This window comes from Streptococcus oricebi (genome assembly GCF_017883985.1).
Classification (GTDB): Bacteria; Bacillota; Bacilli; order Lactobacillales; family Streptococcaceae; genus Streptococcus; species Streptococcus oricebi.
Genome location: NZ_PRDG01000001.1, coordinates 129,669 through 144,712, shown reverse-complemented (window position 1 = coordinate 144,712; position 15,044 = coordinate 129,669). Strand labels below are relative to the sequence as shown.

The 15,044-nt window shown below is 42.8% G+C and carries 17 protein-coding genes and 1 tRNA gene; 16 read left to right on the top strand and 2 right to left on the bottom strand.

Going from position 1 to position 15,044, the window contains the following annotated elements:
• Positions 1–7: 7 nt before the first annotated feature.
• From C4K46_RS00625 to C4K46_RS00570, 12 genes are all read left to right on the top strand, one after another.
• Positions 8–868 (top strand): alpha/beta fold hydrolase, encoded by an 861-nt coding sequence (locus tag C4K46_RS00625; RefSeq protein WP_209626341.1) that lies wholly within the window; start codon positions 8–10, stop codon positions 866–868.
• A 130-nt stretch (positions 869–998) separates the two neighbouring features.
• Entirely contained in the window at positions 999–1,268 is a 270-nt protein-coding gene (gene rpsN, locus C4K46_RS00620; protein ID WP_209626340.1) for a 30S ribosomal protein S14, read from the top strand.
• 68 nt (positions 1,269–1,336) lie between these two features.
• Positions 1,337–1,603 (top strand): chorismate mutase, encoded by a 267-nt coding sequence (locus C4K46_RS00615; RefSeq protein ID WP_209626338.1) that lies wholly within the window; start codon positions 1,337–1,339, stop codon positions 1,601–1,603.
• On the top strand, positions 1,600–1,974 hold the full coding sequence (gene crcB / locus C4K46_RS00610) for a fluoride efflux transporter CrcB (protein ID WP_209626336.1): 375 nt from the start codon (positions 1,600–1,602) through the stop codon (positions 1,972–1,974). Before C4K46_RS00615 ends, crcB (C4K46_RS00610) begins: the two co-directional genes overlap by 4 nt.
• Positions 1,971–2,300, top strand: coding sequence for a fluoride efflux transporter CrcB (crcB, locus tag C4K46_RS00605; RefSeq protein ID WP_209626334.1), 330 nt, complete (start codon positions 1,971–1,973; stop codon positions 2,298–2,300). Before crcB (C4K46_RS00610) ends, crcB (C4K46_RS00605) begins: the two co-directional genes overlap by 4 nt.
• A gap of 115 nt (positions 2,301–2,415) precedes the next feature.
• Positions 2,416–2,763, top strand: coding sequence for a 50S ribosomal protein L19 (gene rplS / locus C4K46_RS00600; RefSeq protein WP_209626332.1), 348 nt, complete (start codon positions 2,416–2,418; stop codon positions 2,761–2,763).
• A gap of 41 nt (positions 2,764–2,804) precedes the next feature.
• Positions 2,805–2,876 (top strand) — tRNA-Arg (locus C4K46_RS00595).
• Positions 2,877–3,410: 534 nt separating this feature from the next.
• Entirely contained in the window at positions 3,411–3,803 is a 393-nt protein-coding gene (locus C4K46_RS00590; RefSeq protein WP_209626330.1) for a DUF1310 family protein, read from the top strand.
• A 6-nt stretch (positions 3,804–3,809) separates the two neighbouring features.
• Positions 3,810–3,995 carry a hypothetical protein gene (locus C4K46_RS00585; RefSeq protein ID WP_209626328.1) on the top strand — a complete coding sequence of 62 codons (186 nt, stop codon included), beginning with the start codon at positions 3,810–3,812 and terminating at the stop codon, positions 3,993–3,995.
• 56 nt (positions 3,996–4,051) lie between these two features.
• Positions 4,052–4,447, top strand: a complete 396-nt coding sequence (locus C4K46_RS00580; RefSeq protein WP_209626326.1) for a DUF1310 family protein — start codon at positions 4,052–4,054, stop codon at positions 4,445–4,447.
• A 1-nt stretch (position 4,448) separates the two neighbouring features.
• Positions 4,449–6,032 carry an Mbeg1-like protein gene (locus tag C4K46_RS00575; RefSeq protein ID WP_209626323.1) on the top strand — a complete coding sequence of 528 codons (1,584 nt, stop codon included), beginning with the start codon at positions 4,449–4,451 and terminating at the stop codon, positions 6,030–6,032.
• 13 nt (positions 6,033–6,045) lie between these two features.
• Entirely contained in the window at positions 6,046–6,339 is a 294-nt protein-coding gene (locus C4K46_RS00570) for a hypothetical protein (RefSeq protein ID WP_209626321.1), read from the top strand.
• 55 nt (positions 6,340–6,394) lie between these two features.
• On the opposite strand, the gene mnmE is transcribed toward C4K46_RS00570, so the two are convergent.
• A complete protein-coding gene (gene mnmE / locus C4K46_RS00565) occupies positions 6,395–7,768 on the bottom strand; it encodes a tRNA uridine-5-carboxymethylaminomethyl(34) synthesis GTPase MnmE (protein WP_209626319.1) in 1,374 nt (457 codons plus the stop codon).
• A 382-nt stretch (positions 7,769–8,150) separates the two neighbouring features.
• Between mnmE and nt5e the strand changes: the two genes are divergently transcribed.
• Complete coding sequence (gene nt5e / locus C4K46_RS00560; RefSeq protein ID WP_209626317.1) at positions 8,151–10,322, top strand: cell surface ecto-5'-nucleotidase Nt5e; 2,172 nt, start codon at positions 8,151–8,153, stop codon at positions 10,320–10,322.
• A 139-nt stretch (positions 10,323–10,461) separates the two neighbouring features.
• Here nt5e and plsY read toward each other — a convergent pair whose 3' ends face one another.
• Positions 10,462–11,106, bottom strand: coding sequence for a glycerol-3-phosphate 1-O-acyltransferase PlsY (gene plsY / locus C4K46_RS00555; RefSeq protein WP_209626315.1), 645 nt, complete (start codon positions 11,104–11,106; stop codon positions 10,462–10,464).
• Positions 11,107–11,279: 173 nt separating this feature from the next.
• Here plsY and parE point away from each other — a divergent pair, with 173 nt between their 5' ends.
• From parE to fic, 3 genes are all read left to right on the top strand, one after another.
• Complete coding sequence (parE, locus tag C4K46_RS00550; protein ID WP_209626313.1) at positions 11,280–13,223, top strand: DNA topoisomerase IV subunit B; 1,944 nt, start codon at positions 11,280–11,282, stop codon at positions 13,221–13,223.
• Between the two features lie 212 nt (positions 13,224–13,435).
• Positions 13,436–14,335, top strand: coding sequence for a hypothetical protein (locus tag C4K46_RS00545; protein ID WP_209626311.1), 900 nt, complete (start codon positions 13,436–13,438; stop codon positions 14,333–14,335).
• A 75-nt stretch (positions 14,336–14,410) separates the two neighbouring features.
• A complete protein-coding gene (gene fic / locus C4K46_RS00540) occupies positions 14,411–15,013 on the top strand; it encodes a protein adenylyltransferase Fic (protein ID WP_209626309.1) in 603 nt (200 codons plus the stop codon).
• Positions 15,014–15,044 lie beyond the last annotated feature (31 nt).

Sequence of the window (15,044 nt, the reverse complement as noted above, 5' to 3'; positions counted from 1 at the left end):
GATTTTTATGAGCACATATAAGAACAAGGAAAGTAAACAGAAATCGCTAACACTCTATGATAGTCAATTATCAAAATTAGGAAAAGATTATTCAGATATTTTTTTGAAAACGTCATTTGGGAGAACTCACCTCGTGGAAACGGGGAATAAGAACGGGAAGCCACTCTTGGTTTTTCATGGTGGGAATACGAGCACGGCCTATAATTTATTGGTTCACAAATTCCTTTTAGAAAACTTTCATATATATGCGGTTGATACCATAGGTCATCCGGGCAAAAGTGAGGAGACTAACCTATCTCCTAAAAATGATACTTATGGAAAATGGGCAAGTGAAATCATTGAGGCTTTAGCTTATGATAAAATGGCTTGTTTTGGTGTTTCTTATGGAGGCGGTATAATCGCTAAGTTGATGAGTGTCGCTCCTGAAAAAATTGATAAAGCAGTCTTGCTTGTGCCAGCAGGAATAAATAATGCCTTTCCTCTGTCAACAATCAAAATGTTACTTCCCTTAATGCAGTACAAAATAACAAAAAAAGAAAAGTATCTGAGAAAAATCGCCTTATTCATGACGATTAAACAAGAAATTCTTGACCAAGATACTTTAGTAATACTCAAAGACAGCTTTGAGCATGTCAGGATTAAAGCAGGAATGCCAACGAATATTGACAGTAAAAAGGCTCAGTTGTATGAAGCGGCCACACTCGTCATTGCTGCGGAAAAAGATTGTTTTTTTCCTGCAAGAAAAGTATTAGCAAGAGCCAAGCAAATGTTCAAAAACTGTCTGACAGAAGAATTAAAAGATAGCGGACATATACACCAGCTGTCGGATAAAATAAAGAGCAAAATTGTCGATTTTTTGAGCGACTAACTTTAGTAAGGGCTAAGAAGGAAAGAGTAAAGCCGATATTTACTGTTTTTCTTTTTCCGCTTGCAATTTAAGAAAAGAAGTGTATAATAGTTATATACTTAACCAGTTAATTAAAATAAAGGAGACATAAATGGCTAAAAAATCAAAAATCGCACGTTATCACAAACAGTTAAAACTCATTGAGCAGTATGCTGACTTGCGGCGGGAACTCAAGGCTAAGGGTGACTATGAGGCACTCCGTAAATTGCCCCGTGATTCCAATCCTAATCGTCTTAAAAATCGCGATCGTATAGATGGCCGCCCCCATGCCTATATGCGTAAATTTGGCTTGAGTCGGATTCATTTTCGAGAGCTGGCCCATAAGGGGCAGTTGCCAGGAGTCAAAAAGGCAAGTTGGTAATCAGGGTAGAATCCTAGCTCTTTTTTTGTTATAATAGCTTTTATTATCAAGAACAAAAAGGAGTCAGGATGGAGTTAGCAGAAATTCGTAAAGAAATCGATGAGATTGATCAGGACTTGATTAAACTATTGGAAAAAAGGATGGACTGTGTCAGCCGGGTCCTAGCTGCCAAAAAGAGCAGTGGGCAAGAAGTAGTGGATAAGGAGCGGGAGGCGGTCGTTTTAGCCCGCGTAGCCAGTCTTGTCACCAAGCCAGACTACCAAGAGACCATCCTTGCCACCTTTGCTGATATTATGAGACAGTCCAGTAACTACCAACAGAGCAAACTATCATGAAGGAAGTAAAAAGACAGTTGGCGATTTTCCTAGCGGCCCTGCCCGCTGCATGGCTGCGTTATCATCTGGCCCTTTATTTTTCAGACCTGTCAGTCTTTCCCTGGGCTACCCTACTAGTAAATCTAGCAGGCACAGCCCTCTTACTCTTTTTAGTCCAGGATTATTTGAAGAAGAAAGCCTTCAATCAGCATCTCGTCCTGGCCCTAGGAGTTGGTTTTTGTGGCGGTCTGACCACCTTTTCGGGCTTTCTTTTAGATTTGCTCCAGTTATTAGAGCGGGCAGCTTATATCCAACTCAGCCTCTATACTGCATTGATGCTGGGAGGCAGCTTTCTACTCTTGCTCCTAGCTAGAAAGCGGGGACAGGTATGATTGTAGTCGGTCTAGCCCTTGCTTGTGGCCTAGGTGCTCTGGTACGTTATCGTCTTTCTCATCTTAATGCCAGCTTCCCCCTGCCTATGGGGACCCTGCTGGCTAATCTCCTGGGAGCTTTTTTGATTGGCTATGCCTATAAGCACTTGGAAAACAAGGAAGTTTATATTATTTTAGTAACAGGTTTTTGTGGAGGTTTAACGACCTTTTCTAGTCTGCAAGCCGAATTTCTGGCCCTTTGGAAAGAGCAGAAAAAACTCTATCTTTATTTTGCTCTAAGCTATGCTTTAGGCCTGGCTGCGATTTTTTTAGGAATTATCCTGTAAAATTCTTTACTTTTGACCAAAATTTGGTATAATATTCTTTGTGTGTGATGGACACACAAAAAACGACTAATCCGCTAGGTTGCGCACCCATGATTAGTAAGATAGGAGAAGAAAAATGAATCCATTAATCCAAAGTTTGACTGAAGGTCAACTTCGTACTGATATTCCTGCATTCCGTCCTGGTGACACTGTCCGTGTTCACGCGAAAGTTGTCGAAGGAAGCCGCGAACGTATCCAGATTTTTGAAGGCGTTGTTATCGCACGCAAAAACAGTGGAATCTCAGAAACTTACACAGTTCGTAAAATCTCTAACGGTGTAGGTGTAGAACGTACTTTCCCACTCCACACACCACGTGTTGACAAGATTGAAGTCGTTCGTTACGGTAAAGTGCGCCGTGCTAAACTTTACTACCTTCGTGCATTACAAGGTAAGGCAGCGCGTATCAAAGAAATCCGCCGTTAATTGAGGAAATAACTCTGTCAGCAGGCAGAGTTTTTCACTAACTCCCCTTAGTTCAATGGATATAACAACTCCCTCCTAAGGAGTAGTTGCTGGTTCGATTCCGGCAGGGGAGATGACAAGATAAGAAAAGGAGCCCTAGGGCTCCTTTTTTGGCTCATTGTCAACTGTAGTGGGTAGGATTTTTATCACTATTGATACTTTTTGATATGGTGCTCGACCGCTAGCAACTCCTACGGATTTCATGGCTAAACTCTGAGCCTAGGTCTCAGAGTTCCCGTCTCTCATCAGAATACATTTCTTATGAGAGATATCACCATTCAAAAGTTATGTTTTATCTCTTAAGTATCAGTTGAAATCAGGCCATTACCAAATTGTAAAGGTGTGTTCTGATTTGAATCAATCAACCCATTACAGAAAATATAGAGTCCAAATAAAAAGCACCGAATCGGTGTTACCTAAGTTGCTTACGGACTAAGCCTTATTTTAACTTGCTGTGTTGTTCTGGCTAGTTCTAAATTCATGAGCATTTCATAGATAAAGCTGTAATATAGCGTACACAGATAAAGAATGTTTTTTTGAAAACCTTTACAAAAATAGTTGACGAATTGCTAGTTTTGTAAGATACTATAAACAAAGGAGGGTTCTCCATGAAAAAAATCTTATTAGCCATTGGTGTTATTTGTTCAATTTTGTTATTAGTTCTAGGAGGTTGCAGCATGCAAGGAAAATCTAAAAAAGATAGCGAAAAAGAAGAATTAGTAAAGATTGTAAAAAGTAAAGAAGCTAAGAAATTATTTGATGATTGGATTTTAGGAGTAGACCCTAAAGCTTTTACTGATGAGGGAAAAATAAAATCTTATAAAGTGGATTATGATAGCGTTGAAACTAACCCAATGGACGGAATAATGGTTGATTTGGCTATCAATGATAACAAAAATATTGTTTTGCATGTAACTCTAATATTTAACGGAAGTACAGAAAAGTTAGAACAAGCTACAAATAGCTGGTCTAGAGGTCTTGTTGAGCTGATGAAAGGGTAGGTAGAAATGGCAAATAGTAGAGTTTATACAGATAAAGAAAATGTAAAAATAACACACTTAGAATACGATAAAGATAATTTTGAAGGAATGCCAAAGTATATTAACAAAAATGACTACATCGGCACGGTCTCTCATATCTATGACAACACAAATGGAGCAGAAGAACAGAATTTTGTTTATAATACCTTATAAGATTAGTTGACGAATTGCTAGTTTTGTAAGATACTATAAACAAAGGAGGGTTCTCCATGAAGAAAATCTTATTAGTTATTGGTATTGTTTGTTCAATTTTTTTATTAGTGCTAGGAGGGTGCAGTATGCAAGGAAAATCAAAAAAAGAGACTGAAAAAGAAAAGATGATAAAGATTGTGGAGAGTGAAGAAGCCAAAGCGCTTTTGGATGAATGGATGAAAAACATGGATCCCAAAGCTTTGACTCCAGAAGGAAAAATAAAAACCTATAAAGTCAGTAAAAATAAGCTAAAATATAATCCCATGGGCGGAATGATGGTACCTATTGTCATTAACGATAATCCAAAACTTCATATTACAGTACATATTTTTCAAGACCCTGAAACAGGAAAATTAGATGGAAGCGGTAGTACTAGCTCCCCTGAATTAGGGCAATTATTAAGAGGAGAATAGAATGGCGGGAAGTAGAATATATACAGATAGTGAGCAAGTAGATATTACGATGTTAGAGTATGAGGAAGAACCTTATATTGGTTTAGAACTTGACATTAACAAGAAAAAAGACTACATCGGCACGGTCTCCCATATCTACGATAACACCAGCAATGCAGAAGAACAAGTCTATGTCCTGACTAATAACGGAAACCCAAACAGAGCGGCCGTTCCCTATTCCGCATCTCAAGCAGACCGAAATAAGGTCGACGATGTGACAGTCTTGATGAAAGGGTCCAATACGGAGGTAGACACGAAGAAAAACACCCATGACACTATAACAGACTGGCTTGGGACCGATTTTCCCACGGCGGTGCATATCTTAGGAGTTAAGGGTGCTACTAAATATGGGCAAGAGCATCTAAGGAAAAATGTCTATAGCATGGTCTCTAGCAAAACTCGCGAAGTGCTGGATAATGTGGATAAGAGCGTCAATAACTTTGTTGGTGATGTGGTCGGTACTTTCAATAAAGACGCTGCCAAATCAACCAAACATTTTCTGAACAATGCTTCTAATAATCCAGTCAGCAGGTTCATCAAAAATGCGGTTAGTCAAGGAGCGGGTATCAATGCGGCCTATACAGCATCTGGCCTAACGACTGACCTGACCCGCGGTGCTTCTCGGATGCTCAATCATGTTACGACTTTCCCACCCGAGCAATTCAAGGCAGCAGCCCGACATCTGAAAGAGGTTATCAAGAAATATCCTAATGCCAAGATTGATTTGTCAGGCCACTCGCTAGGCTCTATGGATATTCAGTACGCACTGGCATGCTTGACCGAGGAGGAACTGACCCATATCCGCTCGGTTCGCCTTCATAATGGCCCTAATATCTACTCCCAACTAACCAAGGAGCAACAAAAGCGCTTGGACAGTGTCAAATATAAGATTGTCAATAGTATCGACCATAAAGATATTGTTAGCCTGGGCTATCCTCAATCAGGCAGTGAGGGGGCGGTTGGGATTGTTCAGCATGTCAAGACCAAGGAACTAGGAGACATTGGGAACCAGCACATGATGAAGGGCTACATCTATAATAAAGACGGTAGCTTTCAGCTGGCAAAAGGGACAGAAAAGCAGACGATCATTGATAGGATTAAGGCTAAAATGGTCTTGTTTCAGGCCCATAAGAAGAAGCTGTCTGCGGGAGGTTTGAGCGGCCATGAACAAATCTTTTTGGATAGTGAGCAGGCAACCGCAACGGCTAGTGGTCTGACAGAGGCTGCCAAGCAAGGACAGGAAAAGATACAGTCTATTAAAGATGGAGCTGTCAAGGAGGCTGAGGAGGTTTATGCTAGCCTGCGAGAAGTACCCTTTGGCTTTATTTTAACGCCTGATGAAGTGGCCCAAGCCTATGCAGAAGCAGGGATAGACCGGTCCTCGACGGTCGATAAGGTCAGTCAATCTCTCCAGAAAAAGGAGGATAAGGCATCAGAGCTAGTGACTAATTTCTCTGAATTAGAGGGCAAAATCCAAGCGGGTATTGAACAGGAGCTCTCTGCAGATGCTCAACTTGCAGGAGAGTTTAAAGAGTGGAGTGAATGAAAAGGAGGTCGCAATGTCAGTCATTGATGATGTTGGAAATTTCTTTGATGGTGCAGTCGAAAGCTACAAGAAGATTGAAAAGGAGTTAGAGCGGGCCTTGATTAAGAGTGTCTTTGCCTCTACCAAAAAAAGTAAGATTGAGTCGATTGAAAAGAAAGCGAAAGAAGCAATCGCTCAAGAAAGCAAGGCGGTTAAAGAAACCTTATCCAAGGTTTGTAAACAGCTAGACAGCTCTATCAAGGGCAAGTTCTCTAAAGAGGTCAAGCAGTTTGTCAAGGATAAGAGTAGTAAGTATGATAAGATTTAAAAAAGCACCCGCGAGTGCTTTTTGCTTGCCGTTTTCTTCCTTAGGCTCGCTATGTTTATTTCCCTAGGCAGAACTGGCTAAAGAGTTGGGTGATTAGTTCATCTGGAGCTGCATCGCCAGTGATTTCGCCGAGAATTTCCCAGGTACGGGTCATATCGATTTGAAGGAGATCGACAGGCATTCCTAGTTCCAATCCTTGGTTGACGGCCTGAAGGCTAGCCAGAGCTTGCTCAATCAAGCTGATGTGGCGGGCATTGGAGAGGTAGGTGGCATCTTGTTCGACCAGGCCGGCATTTTCAAAGAAGAGTTGGTTGATTTTTTCTTCGATTTGATCGATATTGGTATTTTCAAGGACAGAGATTTTGATAAAATCCTCGGGTAATTGGTCTTCTTCGATTTTTTGTGGGAGATCGGTCTTGTTTAAGAGGATGATTCGTTGGCTGTTCTGACTGATTTCTAGGAGTTGGCGGTCTTGGGGAGTCAGGGCTTGGCTAGCATTGAGGACTAGGAGGACCAAGTCTGCCTCTTCCAGGGCTTTTTTGGAACGTTCAACTCCGATTTGCTCGACCAAATCCTCTGTGTCGCGGATACCTGCGGTATCAATGAGTTTTAGAGGGACTCCGTTAATGTTGACATATTCTTCGATGACATCTCGAGTCGTTCCGGCAATATCGGTGACAATGGCCTTGTCTTCTCTGAGCAGGTTGTTTAAGAGGCTGGATTTACCGACATTAGGCCGGCCGATAATAGCAGTAGAGAGGCCCTCGCGCAGGATTTTTCCGCGCCGGGCTGTTTTTAAAAGTCGGCTCAAGAGTTGCTCAAATTCCTGTGTTTTTTCCCTCAGGAGCTGGGTGGTCATCTCTTCTACATCATCATATTCTGGATAGTCGATATTGACTTCGACCTGGGCAAGGGTATTTAAAATTTCTTGTCGGGTATCGTTGATGAGCTTAGAGAGAGAGCCATCTAGTTGCTGGACAGCGATATTCATGGCCTTGTCTGTCTTGGCCCGAATCAAATCCATCACAGCCTCGGCCTGAGTCAGGTCAACCCGACCATTGAGAAAGGCCCGCTTGGTAAATTCTCCTGGTTCAGCTAGGCGGGCTCCTTCTTTGATAGCTAATTGGAGAATTTGATTGGTAACAGCGATACCTCCGTGGGTATTGATTTCGATAATATCTTCTCGGGTGAAGGTCTTGGGTGAACGCATTACCCCCAAGATGACCTCGTCTAGGACTTCTTGCTTACCGGGGTCGATAATATGGCCATAATTGAGGGTATGGCTAGCAACCTTACTTAAGTCCTTGCCCTGAAAGATTTTTTGGGCAATGGCTAGGCTGTCCTTGCCACTGAGACGGACTATGCCGATGGCCCCCTCACCTAGGGGGGTTGAGATGGCTGCTATAGTATCAAATTCTTTTGTAATCATGCGATATCCTTTGCTTAAGATAGTCTACTCTTTTTGAGTATGGGTTTCTGCTACTAGTTTACCATGATAAGGGCCAATTGTCTCCTTTGAAGTTGCGAGTAACTAGCAGAGGGTCACTCCTTGCTCAAGAGCTCTTCCGTAATTCCATTAAGCTGAATAGAAGGAGCAGTCTCTTTCCTTCTTTTAATAAGTGTTTTGAAGCAGATTCCAGGGCGACTAATTCATTCGATGTTTATTTTTGAAATGATAGTGAAAATCAGTCTATCGTTTTCAGTCTTTTTCAAAAAACGAACCTTCTACAAATAATGATTAGGAAATATTCACATTTGCAACTTTTTTCGGTATAATAAGATTAAAAATAAAACAGAAAAGGATGTTTTTCATGAAGAAGAGACATTTTATCTTACCAATCCTCTCGACCTTGCTCTTGGCGCCAGCCTTTTTGGCTAGTCAAGTCCAGGCTGATGAAACAGCAGCCAGTGCTAGTGAAGAAGTACAAAGCCAGGCGCCGGCAAGCAATCAAGCTAGTCCAGTAGCAGAAGGGGAAGTGAGCCAAACTGAGCCTGCGATGGATAGTCCCAAGAGCGAGATTTCAGCTCAAGATTTAGCTAGAGCGGTCAATGTCGCTGATGAAAATCAAGTCCAAGATTTACCAGAAGCCAACATTCTTCACACCAATGATGTGCATGGTCGGATTGTGGAAGAAAAAGGAGTAATCGGGGATGCCAAGTTGGCCGCAGTGATTGAGCAGGAAAGAGCTAAAAATCCTGGAACCTTGGTTGTTGATGCGGGAGATGCCTTCCAAGGTCTGCCTATCTCTAATAGCTCCAAAGGAGAGGAAAGGGCTAATATCCTCAATCAAATCGGCTATGATGCCATGGCGGTTGGAAATCACGAGTTTGATTTTGGTTTAGATGAGGCTAAAAAATACAAGGAAATCCTCAATTTCCCTCTTCTAAGCTCTAATACCTATGTAGACGGAGCTCGCCTCTTCCAAGCCTCAACTATTGTTGACAAAAATAAAAATGTTGAGGGCGATGAGTTTGTGGTTATCGGGGTAACAACACCTGAGACAGCCACCAAGACCCACCCTAAAAATATCCAGGGAGTTACCTTTACCGATCCAATCACTGAAGTTAACAAGGTGATTGATGAAATCGAGGCCCGGGCTGCCGCGGAAGGTAAAAACTATAAGAACTATGTCGTCTTGGCCCATTTAGGTGTGGACACAACAACACCTGTTGAGTGGCGAGGTTCTACCTTATCAGAAGCTCTATCTAAAAATCCTAAACTCAAGGGCAAGCGGGTTACAGTAATTGATGGTCACTCCCACACTGTCGAATCAACCACCTACGGTGAAAATGTGACCTATAATCAAACAGGTAGCTACCTCCATAATGTCGGAAAAGTCACCTATCAAGCTGGTCGTCTTTTGGGAAATCCTCAGCAAATTTCAGCTGATTCGGTCAAAGATTTAGCACCAAATCCTAAGATTGCCGAGTTAGTCAAGCAGATTAAGGAGCGCTATGACCAAGAAAATGCCAAGGTACTGGTCAATAATAGTCCGGTTGAGCTAAATGGAGATCGGGAAAATGTCCGCGTCCGCGAGACCAACCTAGGAAATGTTGTAGCTGACTCTCTCTACCAATACGGTCAAACCGGCTTTGCCCACAAGAGCGACTTGGCGGTGACCAATGGTGGTGGTCTACGGGAAACCATTCAAAAGGATAAGCCAATTACCAAGGGAAATGTGATTGCGGTCCTACCTTTTGGAAATACTATTTCACAAATCAAGGTCACAGGCAAAGATATTGCGGCCATGTTTAACAAGTCACTGGGTTCTATCCTGCAAGAAAAAGACGGCAAGCCCGTTCTTGATGAAAATGGTCAACCACTCTTAGAGCCAAGTGGTGGTTTCCTGCATGTATCTGGCGCCAAAGTCTACTATGATACCACACTTCCTGCCGACCAAAGGGTTCTCCATATCGAAATCAAGGACCCAGAAACCGGAGAATACAAGGTCTTGGATCCAGAAAAGACCTACTATCTAGCAACCAATGACTTTCTAGCAGCTGGTGGTGACGGCTACACCATGCTTGGTGGGCCACGCGAGGAGGGTCCATCTATGGACGTAGCCTTTGCAGACTACTTGGCTAGTGCCGATTTGACTGCCTATGCGGCCATTAACCCTAACTCAAGAACCATTTCCCTGTCTAGCACCAAGGATAGCGATGGTGACGGTTATACAGATATTGAGGAAATCAAGCAAGGGACAGATCCAGCCAATGCTAACTCCTATCCAGCAGGTCCTGCCAAGAACGATGGGAGCAAAGAAAGTTCAAATCAAGACCCTAGTCAAGATGCAGCTTCTGGCTTAAGAGCAGTTTCTAATCGGAATGTGAAAGTTCCTCTCCAGGCAGCCAAGACCTTTAGTAAGGCTGATAAGCAACTGCCAGCAACCGGTAGCCAAACTTCTCAAACTGCCCCAATCCTGGCCTTAATCATGGCAGGACTGGCCTTACTAGGATTTAAAAAGGCAAAACAAGAGGATTAAGCAAGTCTCAAAAGACTAACTAAAAAAGTGATTGGAAGATTCCAATCGCTTTTTCTTGGCTTTATTTTATAAAAAAATGACAGCCCAAGCATGGGCTGTCCAGTCGAGAGTCTAATTTTGAAAGGTCTAGTCTCAATCTTTATTGCTTAGGTTTTTGCTTGGTAAGGTTGAGGCCAAAGGGTACGAGGTTTTCTTCCTTTTTCATAATTCGCTTGATATTATCTAGATGGCGGATAAGGATTAAGGAGGCCAGACCAAGAATAATAAAGGTAAAAATCCAATCATAACTTTTAAAAATCAGGCCCAGCCAAGGAAAGAGAAGGACCGATAAAATAGCAATCACTGCCGAGGTCACACTAGCAAAGGAAATCATGCTGGATAGATAGAGGCAGGAAGCAAAAATAGCAATCAGATAGATAAAAAAGAGGGGAGAAAAGCCCAGAATAACCCCTGCACTAGTCGCTACCGCCTTTCCTCCCTTAAAGCCAGCAAAGATTGGGAAGGTATGACCTAGCACAGCCGCCAAGCCAAAGAGTAAGGGGGATACTCCGTCAATCTGAAAAAAGAGGGGCAAAAGGGTAGCCAGGGTTCCCTTAAAAAAGTCGAAAGTAAAAGTAGCCAGACCAGCCTTGACCCCTAAAATTCGGAAGGTATTGGTCGTACCAGTATTGCCACTTCCATATTCTCGTAAGTTTTTCTTATAAAAAATCTGTCCAATCCACAAACCTGCTGGAATAGACCCTAATAAGTAAACTAGAAACAGTATCAAAACAATCTTCATCATAAAACTATTATATCATGAAAGCGGGGCAAGATTGATGATTTCCTGAAGAATATTTGAAAAAAGTGTCTAGGCCGATTAGCCAAGTTAGAAAAAGTGCCTTTTGAGCAAAAATGTTTTGCAAAAATCGCTAAAAACTTGTAAGATAGTAAAGATGAATGATTAGGAGGTGCCTTTTGGCAAAGAAAGAAATCACTATTAACAACTATAATGATGATGCCATTCAGGTATTGGAAGGCTTGGATGCTGTTCGTAAGCGTCCAGGTATGTATATTGGCTCAACTGACGGAGCAGGACTGCATCATCTGGTTTGGGAGATTGTAGATAATGCGGTAGATGAGGCCTTGTCAGGATTTGGTGACAGGATTGACGTCACCATTCACAAGGACGGGAGCTTGAGCGTTTCCGACCACGGTCGTGGGATGCCTGTCGGCATGCACGCGCGGGGGATTCCCACTGTTGAGGTTATCTTTACTGTCCTTCATGCTGGAGGAAAGTTTGGCCAGGGAGGCTACAAGACCTCGGGTGGACTGCACGGAGTTGGTTCTTCGGTGGTTAATGCCCTGTCTAGCTGGCTGGAAGTGGAAATCACACGCGAGGGGACAGTTTACAAGCAGCGCTTTGAAGCTGGCGGTAAACCAGTCACTGGCTTGAAAAAAATCGGAACGGCGCCCAAGTCAAAATCGGGGACCAAGGTTACCTTTATGCCAGACGACACGATTTTTTCAACGACCGATTTTAAATACAATATTATCGCCGAACGGCTCAACGAATCGGCCTTTCTGCTTAAAAACGTTCACTTGTCCCTGACCGATGAGCGCACAGGCGAGGCGATTGAATTTCACTATGAAAATGGGGTCCAGGACTTTGTCAGCTACCTTAATGAAGATAAGGAAACCCTGACACCGGTCCTCTATTTCGAGGGAGAAGAAACTGGCTTTCAGGTTGAAGTAGCCCTCCAGTACAATGACGGCTATTCTGACAATATCCTCTCCTTTGTCAATAACGTTCGCACCAAAGACGGTGGAACGCATGAGACGGGGCTCAAGACCGCCATTACCAAGGCCATGAATGACTACGCTAGAAAAACAGGTCTGCTCAAGGAAAAGGATAAAAATCTGGAAGGCTCCGACTACCGCGAGGGGTTAGCTGCCGTCCTGTCTATCTTGGTGCCCGAGGAGCACTTGCAGTTTGAGGGCCAAACCAAGGATAAGCTGGGCAGTCCCTTGGCCCGCCCAGCGGTGGACAATATCGTTTCCGACAAGCTAACTTTCTTCCTCTTGGAAAATGGGGAGTTAGCTAGTAACCTTATTCGTAAGGCAATCCGTGCCAGAGACGCCCGCGAAGCAGCAAGGCGGGCTCGTGACGAGAGCCGTAATGGCAAGAAAAATAAGAAGGACAAGGGCCTCCTATCTGGAAAACTAACCCCAGCCCAATCCAAAAATGCCAGTAAAAATGAGCTCTACCTAGTCGAGGGAGATTCGGCCGGAGGTTCTGCCAAGCAAGGCCGGGACCGCAAGTTCCAAGCCATTCTTCCCCTGCGTGGTAAGGTGCTCAATACCGAGAAAGCCAAAATGGCGGATATTCTCAAAAATGAAGAAATCAACACCATGATTTACACCATTGGCGCAGGTGTCGGGGCGGACTTTACACTGGAGGACGCCAACTACGACAAGATTATCATCATGACCGACGCCGATACCGACGGTGCCCATATCCAGACCCTGCTCTTAACCTTCTTTTACCGCTATATGCGCCCACTGGTCGAGGCAGGCAAGGTCTATATCGCCCTGCCACCACTCTATAAGATGTCCAAAGGCAAGGGCAAGACGGAGCAAGTCGAGTATGCTTGGACCGATAGCGAGCTAGAGGACTTGCGCCGGAAATTTGGCAAGGGCGCCATGCTTCAGCGCTACAAGGGGCTGGGGGAGATGAATGCCGACCAGCTCTGGGAAACTACCATGAACCCTGAAACCCGCACCCTAATCCGTGTAACCATCGAAGACCTAGCTCGCGCCGAGCGCCGCGTCTCCGTCCTTATGGGCGACAAACCCGCCCCAAGACGTAAATGGATTGAGGATAATGTTAAGTTTACCTTGGAGGAGACGGGGGTGTTTTAATCTGCCACTCACAAATGAGAGTAAACCTCTCTATTTGTGAGACGCAAGTCGCTATGGCGAACTTGCTAGGCATCTCACTAGCTCTTCAACCTCGCATAATCGGCTCGGTTTCATCACGTCGTAACAGTGAGTAGGAAAAGAGGAGTATTGGACTAAACTAGCTCGAAAAGCAAAAAATAACGTTTTGTTTTTCTTACGTCGTAGGAGGGAAAATGAATTTTTTAAAATTTTTTACCAGTGGTGAAAATTGGTTGAAAATATTACCGATATTGATTTCTTTAGTAGCATTGGCTTTTTCTGTGTATAGTTTCTTTATAAATTCAAGTAGGACAAAATACATGGATACTACTAATTTTCATATTATACAAAATTTTTGGCAGGAAAACCCCAGCTATACTCTTTACAATGAGTCAACTAAGCCACTAACTTCTCCACCGCACCCAACTTATTTGATGTATATTCCGTCAGTAGTAAAAAGAGAGGAGACAACCTTTCTTGTTCTGTTACCAATTTCTTATGAGAATGTAAAAAGTCAGACTTTAACAGGAAAAACTATTGATGAAGTGATGACTTCTACTCTTCCCAAAAATTTCTATGCCAAAAAAGGAATGCGCGATGTAAAGGAAAGAAATTTAGGTAATGGTGTAATAATACGAACTTATCCGTTCCTACTAATTGCTACACAAGTTAAATACTCGTATAAAGATAATCCAAAAGATTTGAAAAAGATTACTTTTCTTTCAACGAGTGTAGGAGATAAAATTGAGATTAGTGAAGAGGAGTGGGAGGATTTAAAAAATTATACAAAAAATATAGATTTAATAAAAGGAAATGAGGTGAAAATAAATGGGGAGCAAAGCATCTATAAGACAGCACATGACTATTTAGTAAAAGAATTCGATAGGATAAATTCAGATGATGACAAGGTTAATTTGTTAGCATTGGCTGGTTTGAAGATTGATTCTGATACACTAAACAATAAATTAGAAAAAACAAATAATTTCATGGATGTTTTAAAAGTTCCTGATGAGGATAATTTTAATTCAATTACTTATAAATTATTGTACAAATACCATATTTTACCGCAGGATCCATTAGTACCAGATTATTAACCTCAAAAATTTCCCAGCAATTTATTCTCAAAAAATAGACGGGCACAAAGATTATCAAAAAGAAAGGAGGAAATCATGGTTTTAGCCAATAAATTAGGTATCACAAACAGTGCGGAACTGGCTCGCGAGGAGGAGCGCCTGACGAAGGTCAGAGCTAAACAACTCTTTGAGAGCGGGCAGTTGTTTGCCTTTGAGGTCGGCAGCTTTGCTGGTTTGTCGGCTATCCATGCCCAGCTTTTTGGTGACATCTACGATTTTGCTGGACACATTCGCGACGTCAATATCGCCAAGGACGATTTTCAGTTTGCACCTCGTATCTTCCTGGAGCAGTCCTTGGCCTACATTGATAAATTACCTCATGAGACCTTTGACGAGATTGTCGACAAATACGCGGATATGAACATTGCTCATCCTTTCCGAGAGGGAAATGGACGCGCCATGCGGATTTGGCTGGATTGCATGTTTCGGGACAAGCTAGGAAAGATAGTGGATTGGAATGCCATTGATAAGGACAACTATCTTAATGCTATGAAACGCAGTCATGTCTCAACTGGCGAACTCAAATACCTGCTGCAAAAGACTTTGATTGATGACCTTAGTCAAGTAACCTTCTTCAAAGGTCTTGACGCCTCCTATTACTACGAAGGTTACACCCTCTATAAGACAGAAGACTTATAAGGTTCTGCTTTCTCCATACTCTCCAGCCCAT

What these genes read in the sequence shown, in the direction of transcription:
- C4K46_RS00625 (WP_209626341.1), top strand. Translation starts at nt 8, where the DNA reads ATGAGCACATATAAGAACAAGGAAAGTAAACAGAAATCGCTAACACTC.
- rpsN (WP_209626340.1), top strand. Translation starts at nt 999, where the DNA reads ATGGCTAAAAAATCAAAAATCGCACGTTATCACAAACAGTTAAAACTC.
- C4K46_RS00615 (WP_209626338.1), top strand. Translation starts at nt 1,337, where the DNA reads ATGGAGTTAGCAGAAATTCGTAAAGAAATCGATGAGATTGATCAGGAC.
- crcB (WP_209626336.1), top strand. Translation starts at nt 1,600, where the DNA reads ATGAAGGAAGTAAAAAGACAGTTGGCGATTTTCCTAGCGGCCCTGCCC.
- crcB (WP_209626334.1), top strand. Translation starts at nt 1,971, where the DNA reads ATGATTGTAGTCGGTCTAGCCCTTGCTTGTGGCCTAGGTGCTCTGGTA.
- rplS (WP_209626332.1), top strand. Translation starts at nt 2,416, where the DNA reads ATGAATCCATTAATCCAAAGTTTGACTGAAGGTCAACTTCGTACTGAT.
- C4K46_RS00590 (WP_209626330.1), top strand. Translation starts at nt 3,411, where the DNA reads ATGAAAAAAATCTTATTAGCCATTGGTGTTATTTGTTCAATTTTGTTA.
- C4K46_RS00585 (WP_209626328.1), top strand. Translation starts at nt 3,810, where the DNA reads ATGGCAAATAGTAGAGTTTATACAGATAAAGAAAATGTAAAAATAACA.
- C4K46_RS00580 (WP_209626326.1), top strand. Translation starts at nt 4,052, where the DNA reads ATGAAGAAAATCTTATTAGTTATTGGTATTGTTTGTTCAATTTTTTTA.
- C4K46_RS00575 (WP_209626323.1), top strand. Translation starts at nt 4,449, where the DNA reads ATGGCGGGAAGTAGAATATATACAGATAGTGAGCAAGTAGATATTACG.
- C4K46_RS00570 (WP_209626321.1), top strand. Translation starts at nt 6,046, where the DNA reads ATGTCAGTCATTGATGATGTTGGAAATTTCTTTGATGGTGCAGTCGAA.
- mnmE (WP_209626319.1), bottom strand. Translation starts at nt 7,768, where the DNA reads ATGATTACAAAAGAATTTGATACTATAGCAGCCATCTCAACCCCCCTA.
- nt5e (WP_209626317.1), top strand. Translation starts at nt 8,151, where the DNA reads ATGAAGAAGAGACATTTTATCTTACCAATCCTCTCGACCTTGCTCTTG.
- plsY (WP_209626315.1), bottom strand. Translation starts at nt 11,106, where the DNA reads ATGATGAAGATTGTTTTGATACTGTTTCTAGTTTACTTATTAGGGTCT.
- C4K46_RS00545 (WP_209626311.1), top strand. Translation starts at nt 13,436, where the DNA reads ATGAATTTTTTAAAATTTTTTACCAGTGGTGAAAATTGGTTGAAAATA.
- fic (WP_209626309.1), top strand. Translation starts at nt 14,411, where the DNA reads ATGGTTTTAGCCAATAAATTAGGTATCACAAACAGTGCGGAACTGGCT.